We start from the raw sequence: 19,090 nt of genomic DNA on the forward strand, positions 1-19,090 counted from the left end.
GGGGTTATCTTACCCCATCGGCGACCGGCAACCAACCGCCGGAATGCGGCGGATTAATGATGAATTCTATTCTTCCTCGAAGGAGACGAAAGGCTGGCCCGAATCGCCTTCGGCGAAGCCGAAGAAGTCGAAGCTGGCCTTGATGTGGGGGGGCAGCGGCGCCACCACCTCCAGCGGCTTGCCGGTGCGCGGATGGGGCAGGCGGACGGCGCGGGCGTGCAGGTGCAGCTTGCGCGACACGCCGGTGCCCTCGATCAGGGCCTCCTTGCCGCCATACTTGCCGTCGCCCATGATCGGCGTGCCCAGCAGCAGGCAATGGGCGCGCAGCTGGTGGGTGCGCCCGGTGCGCGGCTCCATCTCCAGCCAGGCGGCTCGCTTCAGGGTGGCATCCACCACGCGGTAATAGGTGACGGCGTGCTTGCCGTCCTCCTTGTCCACCGCCATCTTCTCGCCGGCCTTGCCCGGCAGCTTGGCCAGCGGCGCGTCGATGCGGCCCTGGGGATAGCGCGGCACCCCGGCCACCAGGGCCCAATAGCATTTGCGGGCGGAGCGGCTCTTGAAGGCGGCGGCCAGCTTGGCGGTGGCGTTGGCGGTGCGGCCCAGCAACAGCACGCCCGACGTGTCCTTGTCCAGGCGATGGACCAGCTTGGGGCGGCCCGCCCCGAAGCACAGCGCGTCCAGCCAGGCGTCCAGGTGCTTGTCGGCCATGCCCGTTCCACCCTGCACCGCCAGTCCCGCCGGCTTGTTCAGCGCGATGACGTCGTCGTCCATGTAAAGGACGGCGTCTTGGAGCATGCGTGCCGTCTTGTCGTCCACCGGAGCGGGTTTGGCTTCGCGGGGAGGCGCATCGGCGGCGGGCTGGGGCGGTACGCGGATCGCCTGTCCGGCTTCCAGCCGCTGGTTGGACTTGGCGCGCTTGCCGTCCACCCGGACGTTGCCGGCGCGCAGCCACTTTTCCAGCAGCCCGTGGCCGATGGCGGGGAAATGACGTTTGAACCAGCGGTCGAGGCGGATATCGGCCTCGTCCTCGGTGACGGTCAGGGTCTGGACTTCGCTCATGGGGCGGACCCTAGCGGCGCGACGGGGCCGGGCACAACAGAAACTTTTTCCGCTTATCGTACCGTGGCGCTGGGAAATTTCATTAGCGGCCTTGAATACGTAAAGTGCCTTACCATTCTAAAGGCATGGGCGATTTATGCCGTGTGGTATGGATGGTTGAGGTTGCCAGCAATCCCGCTCGGATCGCGAGAGGCGACGTGGAGGATAACGATGCGTGACAATGGACCGATCACTAACCGTGAGGTGGAGTTGAAGGACGGCGACATGCTGGTGTCGCGCACTGACGCCGGCGGCCGCATCACCTTCGTCAACAAGGCCTTTATCGACATCAGCGGCTTCACCGAGCAGGAATTGCTGGGCTCGCCCCACAATCTGGTGCGCCATCCCCACATGCCCAAGGAGGCCTTCGCCGACCTGTGGGCGTCCATCAAGGCCGGGCGGCCGTGGGAGGGCTTCGTCAAGAACCGCTCCAAGACCGGCGACCATTACTGGGTCCGGGCCAATGTCACGCCCATCATGGAGAACGGCCAGATCACCGGCTACGTCTCCATCCGCTCCAAGCCGTCGCGCGCCCAGGTCAACTCCGCCGAGCAGGCCTACCAGCTGTTCCGCGAAGGCCGGGCCCGGGGCCTGGCCATCCGCGACGGCCGCGTGGTCTCCACCGGCCTGGCCGGCAAGCTTGGTGAGTTGAAGAACTCCATCGCCGGGCGCCTGTCCGGCGTGCTGGCGACGCTGGGCGCGCTGATGCTGATGGTGGGCTGGCTGGGTATTGGCGGTATGCGTGGCATCGGCGACGACCTTCGGATGGTTTACGAGGAAAACACCTCGACCGCCATCGACCTCGCCGAGATCGTCGATCTGTTCCAGGATAATTACCGTCAAGTCGCCTCCATCGCCCTCCAGATGCAGACGGGGCAACAATGGATGCCGGTGGCCGAGCGCCTGGCCGCCATCGACGCCAACATCGCCGGTATCAACGCCAAGTGGGAGCATTACGCTCAAGGGGATCATCCCGCCGAGGAAAAGGCGCTGATCGGCCGGTTCGCGGCGACCCGCGGGGCCTTCCGCGACCAGGGGCTGGTTCCGGCCATCGACATGGCCCGCCGAGGCGATTCCGCTGCTCTGGTGAAGCATTTCGGCGAAACCATGCGGCCACTCTTCAACGCCACCCATTCGACCTTGAACGAGCTGATGGTCTATCAGCGCAAGGATGCCGGGGCCACCTACGTCAAGGCCGAGGCCAACGCATCCTCCAAGACCATGCTGGTAGTCGGAGCCATGGTCGCCGCCCTGGTGCTGGGCTTCATTCTCGCCGTGTGGATCCTGGCCGGTATTCGCGCCCCCCTGAAGGCCATGGAGCGCCATTTCGACGCCATCGCCGCCGGCAACCAGGCCCATGAAATTCCGGTGGCCGACGTGCATGAATTCGGACAGCTGCACTCCCTGCTTCGCGCATTGAAGGCCAAGCTGGGCTATTCCGCCCTGGAGAAGATCGAACTGGACCGTCAGGCCGAGGAGGGCCGCAAGGCCGAACTCAACCGCGTCGCCAATTCCCTGGAGGAGCGGGTCAAGGGCGTGGTCGACCTGATCGACGTCTCGTCGGGCTCGCTGCTGGGCAATGCCCAAACCCTGTCGGCCAACGCCCAGCAGACCATGGCCCAGGCCGGCAACGTCACCGCCATGACCGGGCAGGTCACCGCCAACGTCCAGTCGGTGTCGGCGGCGACCCAGGAACTGTCCTCGTCGGTGACCGAGATCTCCCGCCAGGTGGCCCACGCCGCCACCATCTCCGGCGACGCGGTCCGCCAGGCGGGCGAGACCGACCGCATGGTGCGCGGTCTGGCCGAGGCGGCGCAGAAGATCGGCGAGGTGGTCAACCTGATCAACGACATTGCTTCGCAGACCAACCTGCTGGCGCTCAACGCCACCATCGAGGCGGCCAGGGCGGGCGAGGCGGGAAAAGGATTTGCCGTCGTCGCCAACGAGGTCAAGCATCTGGCCAACCAGACCGCCAAGGCCACCGAGGAGATCGGCCAGCAGGTCACCGCCATCCAGACCGAGACCCGCTCGGCGGTGGACGCCATCCGCTCCATCTCGGACACCATCGGCAATATCAGCGAGCTGTCGTCGGCCATCGCCGCGGCGGTGGAGGAGCAAGGCGCGGCGACCGCCGAGATCGCCCGCTCGGTGGAGCAGGCGGCCCACGGCACCGCGTCCGCGGCCGAGAATGTTCAGGTGGTGTCGGACGCCGCAGAGGAAACCAAGCTGATGTCGGACCAGGTCTACGACGCGGCCAACGGCCTCAAGGGCGCCTCGGACCAGCTGGCCAGGGAAGTGGCGGGCTTCATCAAGGAGATCCGCAGCGCTTAAGGCGGGCAGGATGCCCGTGCTCCGAAAGGTTCGTGGGAGCGCGGGCGTCCCGCCCGCAATTGAACGACCTCAGGCCCCGGTCTTCTCGGCCGGGGCCTTCTGCTTGGCGGTGGAGTGCTCGATGTAGTGCCAGACGAACAGGGCGGGCAGGCCCATCAGCAGTTCGCGGCCGCGCTTCAAGAGCGAGACCGCCAGGGCGATCTCGGTGGGCAGGCCGAGGACGGCGCCCACCAGCATGTAGCCGCCTTCCTGCAGTCCGATGGCGCCCGGCACCACGAAGGCCACCGAGCGGATGGCGTAGATGATGCTTTCCAGGGCCAGCACCTCGGCCAGTCCCATGGGATAGCCCAGCAGCCACAGCGCTACCCAGGCCTCGATGGCGCCCGCCGCCCAGGCCAGGATGTGCCAGAACACCGAGCGGGCGAAGCGCCGGTGGTCGGAATACAGCGTCAGCACGGCGGCATGCACCCCGGAATCGGCGTCGGGGGCGTCCCAGGCGTGGGGCATGATCTTGGCCGGCAGGGTCTCCAGGAAGCGCATCACCACCGAGCGCTGGAGCGCCACGAAGATGGCGAGGCCGGGAACGCTGATGCCCAGCGCAATCAGCGCCCAGCGGGTGACCTCGGCCTCGGGGTAGAGGTGCAGCCACAGGGCGACGCCCAGGATGCTGAAGAAGAACTGGGCGATGGCCTCGGCGGTGACGTCCACCATGACGATGGCGGTGGATTCGGCGACGCGGAAGCCGTAGCGGGTCATCAGGCGGATGGCGGCCATCTCGGCCGACAGCGGCAGGATACCGGCCAGCTCGCCCACCCCGTCCTTGATCCAGCGGGCCACCGAGAATTTCCAGGTGGGAATGTCGTCCTGCAGCAGGCCCCAGGAGACGCCGCACAGCGCCACCGGCAGGGCATGGGTCAGCGCCATCAGCGCCACGCCGCTCCACCCGGCGGTGTCGAGCGCGCCGCCCACGTCGCCGAAGCCGTCGCGCATGTACCACGCTGCGGTGACGATCAGGACGATGACGCCCAGGCGAGCCAGGTTGGCCTTCATCGTCCGGCGGCCTCGGCGGCGAAGGTGGTGAGGCGGATGCCCAGTTCGGCGACCTTGCGGCGGTTCTCGGGGGCGATCAGCGCCTTGTATTCCGCGTCGATGCGGTAATGGGGCGGCATGGGGCGCGGCGCGTCCCAATGGGCGGTGGCCGGGTGGCAGTAGATCTCGGACAGCCCGTCGGGCAGCACGTCCAGGAACGAGTTCACCTTGGCGGCGTCCATCTGGCCGGAATCGTTGACGCCGAAGGCCCGCTGGTTGACCAGCAGGCCCCGCGCCCTGGCCTTGCTCGCCATGGCGCGGTTGCGGCCCCAATGGAATATTCCGTTGAACAGCCGGGTGCCCAGCCGGTCGCCGCGGGCCCGATAGGACAGCAGCGGCGGCTCCCACGGGATGCGGATGCCCGGCGCGCCGTACTCCACCGCCAGGTCCAGAACCAGATCGAAGACGGTGGGGTGCTGGTGGTAGTGGTGGTGGAAGTCCACATGGGCGAGCTTCAGGCCGGTGGCCTTGAACAGCTCGAACTGGGCGCGCATCTCGGCGCTCACCTGACGCTGCGTCGCCTTGGACAGGAAGATGCGGGTGCCGAGCCGCACCAGATCCAGGGTGAACATTCCCTGGTTGTTGACCAGATCGGGAATCCGGGTGGGGGCCAAGGCGGGAATGCCGTCCACCAGGGTGACGTGCAGGCCGACGCCCAGCCGGGGTAGCCGCCGGGCGCGCTCGACCGCGTCGTCCACCGCGCCTTCGGTGACCATCAGGCTGGCGGCGGTGAGGATGCCGTCGACATGGCCTTCCTCCACCGCCCGGTTGATCTCGACCGAGCGGCCGAAATCGTCGGCGGTGACGATGAGACGCTTACTCACTTGGGCTTGCCGATCAGGTGGAAGAGGGCGGGCAGCACCACGAAGGTGGCCGCCACCGTGACGCCCAGCGACAGGAACAGCAGCATGCCCATGGAGGCGGTGCCCAGATGGGGCGACACCGCCAGGCTGCCGAAGGCCGAACCGGTGGTCAGCGCCGAGAACAGCACCGCCCGCGTGGTGGGCGACGACAGGTGGTCGGTCACGCCGTTACGCCAGTTGACCACGAAATAGATGTTGAAGGCGACGCCGATGCCCAGCAGCAGCGGCAGGGCGATGACGTTGGCGAAGTTGATGGCGATGCCGGCGGCCCGGGCGGCGATCACCGTGGCCAGCGCGCCCAGCACCAGGGGGGCCAGCACCAGCGCCGAATCCAGCACCCGGCGCAGCATCAGGCCCAGCAGCAGGCCGATGGCGGCCAGCGCGCCGATGGCGGCGATGGCGAAGGCGCCGATCACCACCTGGCCCGACTGCTCCATGGAGATGGGGGCGCCGGCCATGTTGGGGGTGATCTTGGTGACGGCGGCGTTGAAGCGGTTGCGCGCCTCCTGGTTCTGCATGTCGATCTTGGGCAGTACCTGGACGCGGGCGCGGCCGTCGGCGGACACCCATTCGCGCTTTAAGTCGGGGGGCAGGCTGTCCAGGCTGACCGCCTCGGCGTCGAGCGAGCGCCGGATGCCCGACAGCAGGGCGGGCAGGCCGGCGGCCACCGCCTTCTGATAGGCCTCCGCCGCCTGGGGCCCCTTGGCGGCGATGGCCTTCAGCCGTCCGGCCAGGGCCTGGGACGGCTTGTGGTCGGGGGCGACGGTCTCCAACTGACCGGCCAGCTTGACGATGGCCGCCAGCAATTCCTCCGGCGAGGGGGCGGGCAGCACCTTGGCCGGATTGAGGGTCGGCCCCAGCACCATGGCCACGTCGGCGATCATGGCCAGCTTCTCGTCCTGGCCGTCGGGCACGAAGGTGGCGACGGTCATGGCCCGATGCACCTCGGGCAGCGCCTCGAACTTCTCGGCCAGAACGCGGGCGGCGTCCACCGACGGCGCCAGGGTCTCGACGTTGTAGACGCCGTTGTCGGGGTTCTGGGCCAGTTCCAGAAAGGCCTTCACCGCCTCGGCCTTGGGGTCTTGCAGATGCAGCGGGTCGAAATCCAGTGGCATGATGGGCAGCAGCACGGCGCCGATCAGGCCGACCACGCAGCCGCCGGCGACGATGGGCTTGGCGTGGCGGCGCAGCGCGGCGTCGGCGGCCTGCAGCTTCAGTCCCACCGGCTCGGCCTCGGGGTGCGGCTTCAAGAGGGCCAGCAGGGCGGGCAGCAGGGTGAAGTCCACCACCAGGGCGATCAGCATGCCGCCGCCGGCAATCAGGCCCAGCTGCGACACCCCGGTATAGGCGGTGGGCAGGAACGACAGGAAGCCCACGGCGGTGGCGATGGCGGCCAGCGACAGCGGCGCCGCCATGGACGCCGCCGAGGCCAGCACCGCCTCGGCCGGGTCGCCCTTCAAGAAACGCTCGTTGCGGAAGGCGGTGACGAACTGGATGCCGAAATCCACGGCGATGCCGACGAACATCACCGCGAAGGCGACGGAAATGGGGTTGAGGCTGCCCACGGCCGCCGCGGCGAAGGCGGCGGTGGCCACCAGCCCGATGATCAGGCTGATGACGATGGCCGCCACCACCCGGCCCGAGCGCACGCCCCAGAACAGCAGCAGCAGCACCGCCAGGAAGGACAGCGGTGCCGAAATCTCCACGCCTTCGGCCACGGTGGCGAAATTGGCGTCGGACAGGGCCAGCGAGCCGGTGATGCTCACCTTGTAGCCGTTGGCGGGCTCCAGCCCCAGGTCGCGGGCGGTGGCGCGCACCGCGTCGATGACGTCGGAGGCCGGCTCCAGCGCGCCGTAATCCAGCTTGCCGTGGACCATCAGGAAGCGGCGCGGCGCATCCTTGGCCGGGCCGCCCGACATCAGCCCCTGCCAGTCCACCGGCGCCGCCTTGCCATGGGCGACGACGTCGGCGGCCGGCTTGTCCAGTTGCGTGATGAGCGGCTCGATGTCCTTCGGTTGGGCCTGGCCGTGGGCAATGCCCTGCAGCACCAGATCCACCGAGGCCAGCAGGCCGCGCAGGGACGGGTCCTTGGCGATGGAGCCCAGCAGCGGCTGGGCCTGGACCAGCCGCTCGACGATGTCGCCCAGTTCGGCCGCCGGCATGAACAGCAGGCCGTTCTTGCGGAAGAACATTTCCTCGGCGGGCCGCGAGGCGTCGAAGATCAGGCCCTTGTGGGCGGCCGGCAGCGCCTTGGCCAGCTTCTCCACCGCGTCCTCGGCCAGTTCGGCGGTAGGCCCGTCGATGATCACCGCCAGCCGGTCGGCGGAGTGGGGAAAGGCCTGCTCGATGGTCTTTTCCACCTGGCGGAACGGCAGATCCTGCGAGATCAGCTTGCTCTCGTCGGTGTCGAGCGACAGATGGGCGGCGGCGTACCAGCCCATCAGCACGGTGGCGACCAGCGAGGCGATCACTACCGTCCAGGCATGGCGCCAGCACCAATCGACGAGACGAACAGCCAGAGTCTTAACCATCGTTCCTAGGCTTTCCCACGCAGCCGGGAGGAAAGGGGGGAATGTGCCTCCTTGGCCCCGCCATAGCAAGAGTCATTGGCTTTGCCGGGCAAACGCGCTACCGTCGTTGTTGCATTGCAGCATTGACGGGGCCGCGGCAATGGTGAGGCGGGTCGGAAGGACGGTGAAAGGCTGGGCGCGGCGATGGCTGCCGCTGCTGCTGGCGCCGCCCGCCCTGGTGGCCCTGCTGTTCAACGCCTGGGATTTCGTCAGTCTGTGGGTCGAGCGCGACCGGAGCTTCGTGGAGGCTCAGGCGCAGGTTCAGGTCCTGGCGCACGACGTGTCGCGCACCCTGACCAATACGCTGCGGCCCGTCGACATCCATATCGCCGACCATCTGCGGCCGGTGGCTACCCGCTTCGTCTCGTCCCAGGCCTCGCAGCCGCAATTGCAGCGGGTCTTCCAGCTGACCACCCAGCGCCTGCCCCAGGTGGCGGCGGTGATGGTGTTCGACGCCAGGGGGCGAAGCCTAGCCGCGTCGGTGCCGATGGTCCGTCCCGCGCCCGACATCTCGAGCGGCTTCTATTTCCAGCGCCACCGGGACCTGGGGCTGGAGAGCGCGGCCTTCATCGGCGACGCGGCCCTGAGCCTGGGCGAGACCGGGCCGTCGCGCTGGCGGCTGATGATCAGCCGGCGGCTCCAGGATCTGGACGGCCATTTCCTCGGCATGCTGCTGGTGCAATTGAACACCGAGGACATCTTCTCGCAGGTCGCGGCGCTGAATCTGATTCCCGGGGCCGGGGTGCGCATTTTCGACGATGCCGGCCGGTTGCTGGTCAATCATCCGCGCGACTACACCCTGGCCGGCCGGACCTTCTGGGACAGCCAGCTGTTCCGCCGCTGGGCCGCCGAGCGGCGCGAACTGGCCGGGCGCATTCCCGATCCCACCGACGATTCCCCGGAAATCGGCGCTTTCCTTGCCGTGGACGGCTATCCCGTCCTGGTCTCGGTGGGGCTGCCCGAGGATCTGGCCCTGGTGGAATGGTGGCGCGAACTGGCGATCCTGCTGCTTACCGTCGGGATCTTCGTGGCGGCGTCCAGTCTGGCCGCAAGGCGATGGCTGGCGAAATGGGTCTTGCATCTGAACGGCAAAGGGGAGGAAGAGAAGGGGTTCGCCGACGGCGACGGCATTTGAGCGGAAGACCCATGGACCAGCCCGATCCCCTTTTCTTTCCCCGCCGCGAGGCGGCGCCCTTTCTGCCCATGAGCCGGGCCGAGATGGAGGCGCTGGGCTGGGACCAATGCGACGTGGTGCTGGTCACCGGCGACGCCTATGTGGACCATCCCAGCTTCGGCATGGCCATCGTCGGCCGTCTGCTGGAATCCCAGGGCTTCAAGGTGGGAATCATCGCCCAGCCCGACTGGAGCGGGCCCGATCCCTTCCGCGCCCTGGGCCGCCCCCGCCTGTTCTTCGGGGTGACGGCGGGCAACATGGATTCCATGGTCAACCACTACACCTCGGATCGGCGCATCCGCCGCGACGACAATTACACGCCGGGCGGCGAGGGGGGCAGGCGGCCCGACCGCGCAGTGATCGTCTACGCCCAGCGCTGCCGCGAGGCCTTCAAGGATGTCCCGGTGGTGATCGGCGGCATCGAGGCGTCCTTGCGCCGCATCGCCCATTTCGACATCTGGTCGGAAAAGCTGCGCCGTTCGGTGCTGATGGACGCCAAGGCCGACATCCTGGTGTTCGGCAACGCCGAGCGCGCCATCGTCGAGATCGCCCGGCGCACGGCCAACGGCGAGGCGCCCCGGTCCATGCACGACATTCGCGGCACGGTCTTCGTGCGCGACCGCGTGCCCGACGATTGGCGGGTGATCGACGCCTCCGACCCGGAAACCGCCCAGCCGGCGGTGAAGGGTGACAAGGTGGTGGTGCGCCTGCCCTCCTTCGAGCAGGTGCAGGGCGACCAGGTGCTTTACGCCCAGGCGTCCCGCGTGCTGCACCAGGAAAGCAACCCCTTGAACGCCCGCCCGCTGGTCCAGCGCCACGGCGACAAGGAATTGTGGGTGACCGAGCCGCCGGTGCCGCTTTCGACCCCCGAACTGGACGGGGTCTATGATCTGCCCTACGCCAGGGGGCCGCATCCCGCCTATGGCGAGGCCAAGATTCCCGCCTGGGAGATGATCCGCTTTTCCATCAACATCGTGCGCGGCTGTTTCGGCGGCTGTTCCTTCTGCTCCATCACCGAGCACGAGGGCCGCATTATCCAGAGCCGGTCCGAGGCCTCCATCGTCCGCGAGATCGGGGAGATCAGGGACAAGACCAAGGGCTTCACCGGCACCATCTCGGATCTGGGCGGGCCCACCGCCAACATGTGGCGGCTGGGCTGCCGCGAGCCCGAGGTACAGAAGGTCTGCCGGCGGCTGTCTTGCGTTTATCCCGACATCTGCAAGACGCTGGGCACCGACCACGATCCGCTGATCCGCCTTTACCGGGCGGCCAGGGGCGTCAAAGGGGTCAAGCGGGTCAATATCGGCTCGGGCGTGCGCTACGACCTGGCGGTGACCAGCCCGGCCTATGTGGACGAACTGGTCCGCCACCATGTGGGCGGCTATCTCAAGATCGCGCCGGAGCATACCGAGGACGGGCCGCTCGCCAAGATGATGAAGCCCGGCATCGGCAGTTACGAGCGGTTCAAGGAGATGTTCGAGAAGGCGGCCGCCCGGGCGGGCAAGAAGCTCTACCTCATTCCCTATTTCATCGCCGCCCATCCCGGCACCACCGACGGCGACATGCTGAATCTGGCCCTGTGGCTGAAGCGGAACGGCTTCAGGCTGGATCAGGTGCAGACTTTCCTGCCGACGCCCATGTCGCTGGCCACCGCCATGTACCACAGCGGCCGCGATCCCATCCGGCCGGTGCGCCGGGCGGGCGAGGAGGTGTTCACCGCCAAGGGCCTGCGCCAGCGCCGCCTGCACAAGGCCTTCCTGCGCTGGCACGACCCCGAGAACTGGCCGATCCTGCGCGAAGCCCTGCAGAAGATGGGCCGCGCCGATTTGATCGGGCCGGGCAATCACCAGTTGGTGCCGCGCGGCGGAGTTCCGGCGCCGGCCTCCAAGCCCGGAGCGATGTGCGCCAAATCCGGCGCACGTCGCGACCAGCCGCCATTGCCCTTAGGCCCGGGCGGACCACGGTCCGCAGGGAGGCGGCGGCCAAGCGGCCGGAGGGCCGCGCCCGGCGAGGGGCAAACCTAAGGCGCGATGCACGAAGCGGGGAAATAGACGCTGACCGTGGTTCCCTTGCCGGGGATCGAGCGGATGTCCAGGCAACCGCCGTGCAGCTCCGCCAGGGACTTGGCCAGCGGCAGGCCCAGCCCGGCGCCCTCGAAGCGGCGGTCCAGGCCGGTGTCCACCTGACCGAAGGGCGAGAGCGCGACGGCGATGTCCGCCTCGCTCATGCCGATGCCGGTATCGGCCACGTGGAAGGCGATGCCGCCCGACCCCAGTCTTTCGCCCCTGAGGGTGACGCTGCCGCCCGGCGGCGTGAACTTGACGGCGTTGCCCAGCAGGTTGATCAGGATCTGCTTGCTTCGCCTGGAATCGATCAGCAGTTGGGGCAGCGAATCCGGCAGCTCCTCGGCCAGCCGGATGCCGCCGGCTTCGGCGCGGGTGCTGACCAGCCTCAGGCTGGAATCGGCCAGTTCGTGCGGGTCGACCGGCTCGATGCACAAGGTGAAGGCGCCGATCTCGATGCGCGAGATGTCCAGGATGTCGTTGATCATGGCCAGCAGGTGCTGTCCCGCCGAGTTGATGTCCTGGCCGTAGACGCGGTAGCGCTCGCCCACCGGCCCGAACATCTCGCGCGCGATGATCTCCGAGAAGCCCAGGATGGCGTTCAAGGGCGTGCGCAATTCATGGCTCATGGCGGCCAGGAAGTCGGTCTTGGTCCGGTTGGCCGCCTGGGCCAGCGCCGTCGCCTCGCGCAGGCGCTGCTCCGCTTGGTGCCGGTGGGTGACGTCGTGGGCGATGACCATCACCCGGGGCGTGCCGTCCTGGTCGGTGGGGTAGGGGGTCATGGTGGTTTCGAACCAGCGGCCGTCGCGCTCGTCCTCGAAATAGACGGCGCGGCCCTCGAACACCGCCTGCTGGGCGTGGGCGAAGCGGCGTTCGGCCACCTGGGGCGGCATGGTGGAGAAGATGTTGGCGCCGATCATGTCGTCCTTGCCGACCCCCAGGCCGCGCGCCGCTTCCTCGTTCAGGTCGACGATGACGCCGTCCAGGCGGATCAGCAGGACCAGCAGGCCGGGCGCGTCCAGCATGGCGCGCGCCATGGTGGCCGCCTCGCGCAGCGATTCCTCGGCCCTGGCTCGCGCCGTGATGTCGGTGAAGGTGCTGATGAAGCCGCGTCCGGGGATGGGGTTGCCGCGCACCTCGATCACCGTGCCGTCGGGCCGCGCGCGGTCGAAGGCATGGGACTCCATCTTGCGGGCCTGTTCCACCCGCTGGTCGGCCAGCTCCGCCGGATTGCCGGGGCCGTATTCGCCGCGCTGGGCGTTGTAGAGCATGAATTCGCGGAAATTGATGCCCTTGATGTTGAAGCTGACCGGAATCTGGGTCAGTTCGAAGAAGCCCTGGTTGGCCACCACCAGATTGAGGTCGTTGTCGAACAGGCAGACGCCTTGCGGCATATGCTGGACGGTGGCTTCCAGAAATTCGCCATAGGCGCGGTGGCGTTCCTCGCTTTCGCGCAGCGCCTGGGTGCGGCGCTCGACCATCTGGTCGAGGCGGTCGTTGGAATCGCGCAGGTTCTCGGCCACCTGCCGGTTGACCGTCACATCCGAGTAGGTGGTGACGAAGCCGCCGCCGGGCAGGGGATTGCCGATGATTTCCAGGATGGTGCCGTTGGGCCGGGTCCGCTCGAAGCGATGGGGGCGGAACTCCAGCGCCGAAGCCACCCGGGCGCCCACATAGGCCTCGACGTCGCAATCGCCGTATTCGCCGCGCCGTGCGTTGAAGCGGATGATGTCTTCGAACTTCAGGCCGTGATGGAGAAAGCCTTCGGGAAAGTCGTGAAGGTCGGCGAATTGCTGGTTCCACAGCATCAGGCGCAACTCGGCGGAAAACACCGAAATGCCCTGGTCGAGGTGGTCAAGAACGCCGTGCATCATGGTCATGTCGATACCATGACCCGGCGGCATGTCCTCCCGGCCCTTATCCGTCATGCAATCGCCTCCCGGGGGGTCATTCTTGTTTTGATTGCTCAAACCGCCCTCCCATACGGTATTGACCTTAGTATACGCCCTTTGAATTGATGAAGGGGGCGTAGCGTCTGTCTTCCATCAGTATGTGGTTGACGATCCAATCCTGCAGGAAGACCAGAACGTCTTTGGCGGTGACGGTGGACTGGGCCAGCTGTTCCTCCAGCTCGCGGATCTGGGCCATCAGGCGCCGGTGCTTGGCGGAATGGCCGCCGCCTTCGGGGTAGCCGTAGCGCTCCAGCAGGGCTTCCTCCTCGGCGAAGTGGTACATGGCGTAGCCCATCAGGAAGTCCAGCGCCTCGCTCACCTCGGTCTTGCCCTTGCCCAGGTGGACCGCCTCGATCAGGCGGTTGGACATCTCGAACAGGCGGCGGTGGTGATTGTCGATGCGCTGGATGTTGACGGAATACTCCTCGCGCCAGACCAGATCGTCGGCGGTGACGATCTGGGCCTCGGCGCAGGCCCGGGTCCGGCGGTGGAAGGTCTCGAACAGCTTCCAGCGCACGCCGGGAATGTCCTGCAGCGTGCGGGCCGGCACCACGTAAAGCTCCATGGGTTCCAACGAGACCAGGCGCGACAGCCTGGGGGTCTCGAAGACGGCGGTCTCCTCGCCGAAGAAGTCGCCCGGGCCCAGGATTTCCAGTTCCTGGTCGCCCACCAGACGGCGGGCCGAGCCGGCCCGGATCAGCGCCACGTTGCGGTCGCCCACCGACAGCACTTCCCCGGCGGCGGCGGCGCACGGGCGCATGTCGGTGGCGATGCGGTTCAGGGTTCCGGTGGACACCACTTCGCCGAACAGCCAAGTGTGGCTGAGGAATTCCCGGATTTCCATCAGCCGGGAGATGGCGGCGAACAGGTCGTGGCGCTTGACGAATTCCAGGTAGAAATCGGCGGACAGCCGAAGGGCCTGGACGTAGGAGGTGGCGCGGTAGGTTTCCATGGACGGCAGGCCGTGCAGCCCGGCCAGCTCTCCCAGCAGGGCGCCCGCCGACAGCAGCGAGCGCACCTGGCTGTCCGAGGACAGCATCTCCACCTGGCCGGCCAGCACCAGATAGATGGCGTTGCCGACGCTTCCCTCGCGGATCAGGATGGTTTCGGGATTGAAGCTTTCCAGCGGGCAATTGAGCAGCACCTGCAGGTGGGCGTCGCCGACCTCGGGGAAATAGCCGGCCAGATGCTCGTAGGCCGAGCGCCGGGCGAAATCGCGGTAGCTGCGCACCAGCACGTCCACCGTGCCGAACGAGGCGCCCGAACCGATGCGCTTTTGCTCGTCGGTCAATTTCAGGGCGGTGTGGGACAAGATGATCTTGCGCGACCGGTCCTCGGCGAAATCCTGGGCGGCGCCATGGATCAGGCCGCCGCCGATGTCCACCTTCTTGACGTCGGCCGGTTCGAAGTAATCGGCGACGATGCGCTCGAACCAGGCCAGCGACAGGCCCGGCTTGTCCGGGTCCTCGGAGATCATGCCCTCCAGGATGTCCAGCCCGGAAATGTCGGCCATGTGGGCGTAGGTGCGGTAGCCGCCCTCGGCCAGGACGCGGAAGTAGAAGGGGGTGGTCTCCACCGGGTGGGGCGAGAAGACGGGGCGGACTTCCAGGCCGCCGGCGTCGTTCCACTCGCCCATCACCAGGTCGCAGACCTCGAAATAATCGGAAAAGTCCTCCTCCTCGATGGAGAGCAGGGCGGCCAGCTTCTTGGTCACCGCGGCGCGGACCAGTGGGGTGGCGAAGTACTTGATGCGCCGGTCGGCGCGGATCAGCGTGGTCAGCCCGGCGAAGTGGTCGTCATGGGAGTGGGTGTGGAAGATGCCTTCCACCTCGTTGATGCCGATGCCCAGCGAGTTGAGGGAGTAGATCAGGTTGGGGCCGGCGTCGATCAGGTAGATGCGGCCCTGGAACACCAGGATGGCCCCCATGCTGGGCCGCCGGATGTCCCAGCCGTCGCCGTCGCCGGAATGGATGACGGCGAAGTACTCGCGCGGGATCTGGTGGAAGCCCAGGGTGTAGGGGCATTCATGGATCTCGAAGGGCGGCAGGTTGAGGTCGACGTTGACGCTCTCGCCGCCATAGGAAAACTCGAATTGATTGAGCGCGGTGCGGCGAAGCGTGACGCCGTCGGCGATCTCGATGGGCTCGTCGTCCAGGGCCTTGGTGGCGAGCAATTCCCGCGGATGCTGGATGCGGCCGAAGGCGAAGCGCAGCTTGAGGCGCATCATCTCCCGCGCGGTGGCCTCGTCCAGCCCGGCCTCCATCAGCTCCTCGATGGAGATCAGACCGTAATTGCCGCGGTAGATGTACTGGAACTGCGCCTGAAGCTGCTCGTTGCGGCCGATCAGCAGGGGGCGGCGCCCGGTGTTGTTGGGGTGGCCGGGCAACAGCATGCCCTGGCGGTAGAACATCTGCAGGACCGGGAATTCGGCCAGATTGCAGAAGGCGCCGTTCTGGATCATCACGTCGGAGAGCAGAATGGCCGACGGACCGGTCTCGCAGCGGATTCCCGCCACCTCGGCGGGACGGATCAGCCCGCGCAGCATCATGTGCTTGACCGAATCGGCGGGACAGCCGCACAGCACCCGCAGGTCGCGATCGGGGACTTCCACCCAGGAGAGGCCTGCGGCGATGTCAACCTTGATCAAGCCAGCCATGAAGCCCCCTCACGCTCGCGGCGAGGCCGGATAGGCCCTCAAGGTCGGGCGATGAGGCGTCGCATGCGGCCTTGGCCTTTGTTAGGGCGATTATACATCAATAGTTTGGGGTGTCCAATTGCCGCTTCAACCGGGCTTGTCGGATTTGTCGTCCTGGCTCCAGGCGATAACCCGATTGCGTCCGCCGCGCTTGCCGTCGTACAGCGCGATGTCGGCGCGGTCGAGGGATTCCTCCACCGACAGGTCGGCGGACAGTTCGGCCAGTCCGAAGCTGGCCGTGACGGGAATGGGCTGGCCCGTGGCGGTCGTGAGGTTCAGCCCGGCGACGGCGGCCCGCATGCGTTCGAGCACGTGCAGTCCCGCTTCCTGGGTGGCGGCGGGCAGGCAGACCAGGAATTCCTCGCCGCCATAGCGGTACAGGACGTCGTAAGGCCGCACGGTATGGCGCAGCGCCTCCGCCACCGCCCGCAACACCCGGTCGCCCACCGCGTGGCCGTGGGTGTCGTTGATCCGCTTGAAATGGTCGATGTCGGCCAGCCCGACGCAGCAGGGCTGCTTCAGGCGGATGGCGCGGTCGCGCTCGCCGATCAGGTGGCTCATCATGGTTTGGCGGTTGCCCAGCCCGGTCAGCGCGTCCACCGTCGCCAGCGTGCGCCATGTGTCGCGCTCCAGCCCCTGGGCGGTGGTGCTGAAGGCCAGGACCAGGGCCATCATGGATTCGTAGTCCGAGGTGGTGACCGTGTGCCCGTCGGCCGCCCGCTCGGTGATCTGCTCGGCCTTGGCGTGAATCTCGAGGTGCAGCTGTCCCAGCTCGGCGAAGGCGGGATAGCCGGCCAGGGCCGACTGGCCGGCGCCCTCGTACCAGTTGGTGAACCGGCAGTGCCCGGCCCCGGGGGTGGGGCGGGCCTGGTCGTCCCAGTTGAGGACCGAGCTGTACCAGGATTGCAGCCAGTCCACATGGCTGGTCAGGGCGTGCTGATAGGCGGCGAGGCTGGCGAAGACCTGTTCCGTCTGAACATGGATCTGGGTGGAATCCTCGGGCTCGCTGGTCATGACGCCAGGCTCCCCAGGGTCTCGTCCACCGCGGCCGGGGCGGCGAAATGGGTGCCCTGGCCCAGGGTGAACCCCATTTCCAGCAGCGCGCCGGCGGCTTCTCCCGATTCGATGCCTTCGGCGATGACCTCGATGCCCAGCCGGGCGCACAGATCCTTAAGGCCTTCCAGCACGCCGCGTTGGCGGGGCGAGGACTCGATGCCCTCCACCATGCTGCCGTCGATCTTCAGGATGTCGATGGGCAGGCGATAGAGGAAGGCCAGCGGCGAGAAGCCGGTGCCGAAATCGTCGAGCGCGATGCGGATGCCGCAATCGCGCAACTCGGCCAGCAGGCTGTCGGCGTCCGAGGTCTCGTCGATCAGCATGGTCTCGGTGATCTCGACGCAGATGCGGCTGGGCGGCAGGCGGTGCTGGGCCAGCATGCGCTTCAGGGTGTCGACCAGGGTGCGGTCGCGCAGGTGCCAGGCCGAGATGTTGATGGCCACGAAAGGAGAGCCCTCGCCCCGTCCGAAGCCGGCGCAGATGTTCAGCGCCCGGTCGGCCATGGTCAGGTCGATGCGGCGGATCAGGCCGGTGCGCCGTGCCAGCGGCAGGAAGGCGCAAGGCGTCATCAGGCCGAACTTGTCCGAGCGCCAGCGCGCCAACGTCTCGTATCCCCGGATGGCTCCGCTCCGCAGATCGACGATGGGCTGGAGGAACGGCTCGATCTCGCCCCGGATGATGCCTTCGGCGATGTCGCGCTCGCGCAGGATTTCCTCGAAGCCCGGCCCGAATTCCGAGCTTTGCAGCGCCGCCATGACCGCGGCTTCGTCCAGGCTGCGCGAATTGCGCAGCCGTCCCACCAGCTTGCGCATCAGTTCCGCGAAGAACGGGTCGGAGCGGGCGATGGATTGCTGGATCTTCTCGGCGCGCACCGTCACCAGCCGCGCCGGCGTCTGGGCGATGGCGGTGGCCGAGCGGGGCTCGCCGTCGATGACGCCCAATTCGCCGAACACCTCGCCCGGCCCCAGCAGGGCCAGGGGGCGGGCTTCGCACTCTCCCGGGCCGTCATGGCGGATCTGGATGGTGCCCGCCTCGATCAGATAGGCCATGTCGGCGCTATCACCCTGGCGGAAGATCACCTCGCCCGCCGCAACATCCCTGGTCAGCATGCCCTCGTCCGCTCCGCGAAACGCCCGTCGAATATGAATGGGTAGTGAACCATGCCCGGTGGCCGCCGGGCAAGAATAAGGTGGACTACCTATCAACCGGGAGGTGGCGGCAGGGTGATGCGGACCGGCAGGCCTTCCTGCAGCGCGGCGCGCGACAGCAAGGTGTTGACGGCGTCCATGGCGCGGTCCACCGCCCAGCGGATCTGGACCTCGCCCCCCTGGTTGCCGTGCGCCACCGCCTCGGGAAGGATGCTCTTCTGCAAGAAGGCGGCGAAGCCGGCCAGGGCGCGGGCGCTCAGTTCCAGCCCGTCGCCGGGAATCTCGAAATCGGGGCCTTGCTCCACCGTGTCGGCGATACGGCGCAGGACCGCCATCATGTCGGCCGTCCGCGCATCCAGGGCGGCTGGGGCGGCGGCGGCGGTCTTGGCGGCGACGAAGCGAAGCATGGAGGAAAAGAATAGGTACTGACTCATGGATCATAACCTTTGGTATGCGCGACGAATTCTTCTACGACGATCGGCTCGATTTTGGCAAAAAACTGTCATCTTGCAGCGGGAAAGCGTTACAGAGCGTCGTTTGATTGATCACAAAAATTGGAGGACTATTTCATTGTACTTCCACGGGGGGTGGACATGGCATCAAGCTACAGCATTGGACACCAGATCCTCGACGACGACCATGATCGCATGATCGCGATCTGGCGTGAACTGGAAGCCAGCCGGACGCTGGACGCCGCCAAATCGGCGGCGGCGCGGCTGATGGGCGAGGCGGGGGAGCACTTCATCCGCGAGGAGCAGCAGATGCTTCACTGCGGTTTTCCCGATTACGTACGGCACAAGGCGCTGCATGCCGAGATGGCGGCCGCCCTGCGCCGGGTGCTGCTGTTGCCGCTGCTTTCGTCCGTCAACCACGAAGAATTCGTCTCGGCGGTCCGCAGCCTGATGGAAAAGTGGGTGATGGCCCACATCCTGGGGGAGGATTCCAAGCTGGCTCCCTATATCCGGGCCGCCGCCGCCGCCCGCCGTCCGGCCGCCGCCGCCGCGCGGGTCTGAGCGCCCCCGGTTCGTCGGCGACCTGATCGGAGTCCCCG

At 67.3% G+C, this 19,090-nt stretch carries 13 protein-coding genes; 4 read left to right on the top strand and 9 right to left on the bottom strand.

Features of this window, described 5'->3' with window-relative positions:
* Nucleotides 1-66: 66 nt before the first annotated feature.
* On the bottom strand, nucleotides 67-1,059 hold the full coding sequence (locus XM1_RS09945) for an RluA family pseudouridine synthase (protein WP_068433100.1): 993 nt from the start codon (nucleotides 1,057-1,059) through the stop codon (nucleotides 67-69).
* A gap of 210 nt (nucleotides 1,060-1,269) precedes the next feature.
* Between XM1_RS09945 and XM1_RS09950 the strand changes: the two genes are divergently transcribed.
* On the top strand, nucleotides 1,270-3,429 hold the full coding sequence (locus XM1_RS09950; RefSeq protein WP_068433102.1) for a methyl-accepting chemotaxis protein: 2,160 nt from the start codon (nucleotides 1,270-1,272) through the stop codon (nucleotides 3,427-3,429).
* Between the two features lie 69 nt (nucleotides 3,430-3,498).
* On the opposite strand, the gene XM1_RS09955 is transcribed toward XM1_RS09950, so the two are convergent.
* From XM1_RS09955 to XM1_RS09965, 3 genes are read right to left on the bottom strand one after another with little or no spacing between them, the layout of a single operon-like run.
* Nucleotides 3,499-4,479: a lysylphosphatidylglycerol synthase domain-containing protein gene (locus tag XM1_RS09955; RefSeq protein ID WP_068433104.1), complete on the bottom strand. Its 981-nt coding sequence runs from the start codon at nucleotides 4,477-4,479 to the stop codon at nucleotides 3,499-3,501.
* Nucleotides 4,476-5,342 (bottom strand): hopanoid biosynthesis-associated protein HpnK, encoded by an 867-nt coding sequence (gene hpnK / locus XM1_RS09960; RefSeq protein WP_068433106.1) that lies wholly within the window; start codon nucleotides 5,340-5,342, stop codon nucleotides 4,476-4,478. The genes XM1_RS09955 and hpnK overlap by 4 nt, the downstream gene beginning before the upstream one ends.
* Nucleotides 5,339-7,912, bottom strand: coding sequence for an MMPL family transporter (locus XM1_RS09965; RefSeq protein ID WP_068433108.1), 2,574 nt, complete (start codon nucleotides 7,910-7,912; stop codon nucleotides 5,339-5,341). Before XM1_RS09965 ends, hpnK begins: the two co-directional genes overlap by 4 nt.
* 163 nt (nucleotides 7,913-8,075) lie before the next feature.
* Between XM1_RS09965 and XM1_RS09970 the strand changes: the two genes are divergently transcribed.
* Both XM1_RS09970 and XM1_RS09975 read left to right on the top strand, forming a co-directional pair.
* Entirely contained in the window at nucleotides 8,076-9,086 is a 1,011-nt protein-coding gene (locus tag XM1_RS09970; RefSeq protein WP_156428689.1) for a cache domain-containing protein, read from the top strand.
* An 11-nt stretch (nucleotides 9,087-9,097) separates the two neighbouring features.
* Nucleotides 9,098-11,149, top strand: coding sequence for a YgiQ family radical SAM protein (locus XM1_RS09975; protein ID WP_068433112.1), 2,052 nt, complete (start codon nucleotides 9,098-9,100; stop codon nucleotides 11,147-11,149).
* On the opposite strand, the gene XM1_RS09980 is transcribed toward XM1_RS09975, so the two are convergent.
* From XM1_RS09980 to XM1_RS10000, 5 genes are all read right to left on the bottom strand, one after another.
* The gene (locus XM1_RS09980; RefSeq protein WP_068433114.1) at nucleotides 11,146-13,116 is read right to left on the bottom strand and encodes a PAS-domain containing protein; all 1,971 of its coding nucleotides are present in this window, start codon (nucleotides 13,114-13,116) and stop codon (nucleotides 11,146-11,148) included. The two genes, XM1_RS09975 and XM1_RS09980, sit on opposite strands and share 4 nt — an antisense overlap.
* Nucleotides 13,117-13,183: 67 nt before the next feature.
* Entirely contained in the window at nucleotides 13,184-15,796 is a 2,613-nt protein-coding gene (locus XM1_RS09985; RefSeq protein WP_068433116.1) for a bacteriohemerythrin, read from the bottom strand.
* A gap of 126 nt (nucleotides 15,797-15,922) precedes the next feature.
* Entirely contained in the window at nucleotides 15,923-16,849 is a 927-nt protein-coding gene (locus XM1_RS09990; RefSeq protein WP_068433118.1) for a diguanylate cyclase, read from the bottom strand.
* The gene (locus tag XM1_RS09995) at nucleotides 16,846-18,000 is read right to left on the bottom strand and encodes an EAL domain-containing protein (RefSeq protein WP_068433120.1); all 1,155 of its coding nucleotides are present in this window, start codon (nucleotides 17,998-18,000) and stop codon (nucleotides 16,846-16,848) included. The genes XM1_RS09990 and XM1_RS09995 overlap by 4 nt, the downstream gene beginning before the upstream one ends.
* A gap of 92 nt (nucleotides 18,001-18,092) precedes the next feature.
* Nucleotides 18,093-18,473, bottom strand: a complete 381-nt coding sequence (locus XM1_RS10000) for a hypothetical protein (protein ID WP_068433122.1) — start codon at nucleotides 18,471-18,473, stop codon at nucleotides 18,093-18,095.
* Nucleotides 18,474-18,632: 159 nt separating this feature from the next.
* On the opposite strand from XM1_RS10000, the gene XM1_RS10005 reads away from it, so the two are divergent.
* On the top strand, nucleotides 18,633-19,052 hold the full coding sequence (locus XM1_RS10005) for a bacteriohemerythrin (RefSeq protein WP_068433128.1): 420 nt from the start codon (nucleotides 18,633-18,635) through the stop codon (nucleotides 19,050-19,052).
* Nucleotides 19,053-19,090 lie beyond the last annotated feature (38 nt).

Source organism: Magnetospirillum sp. XM-1, from assembly GCF_001511835.1.
Classification (GTDB): Bacteria; Pseudomonadota; Alphaproteobacteria; order Rhodospirillales; family Magnetospirillaceae; genus Phaeospirillum.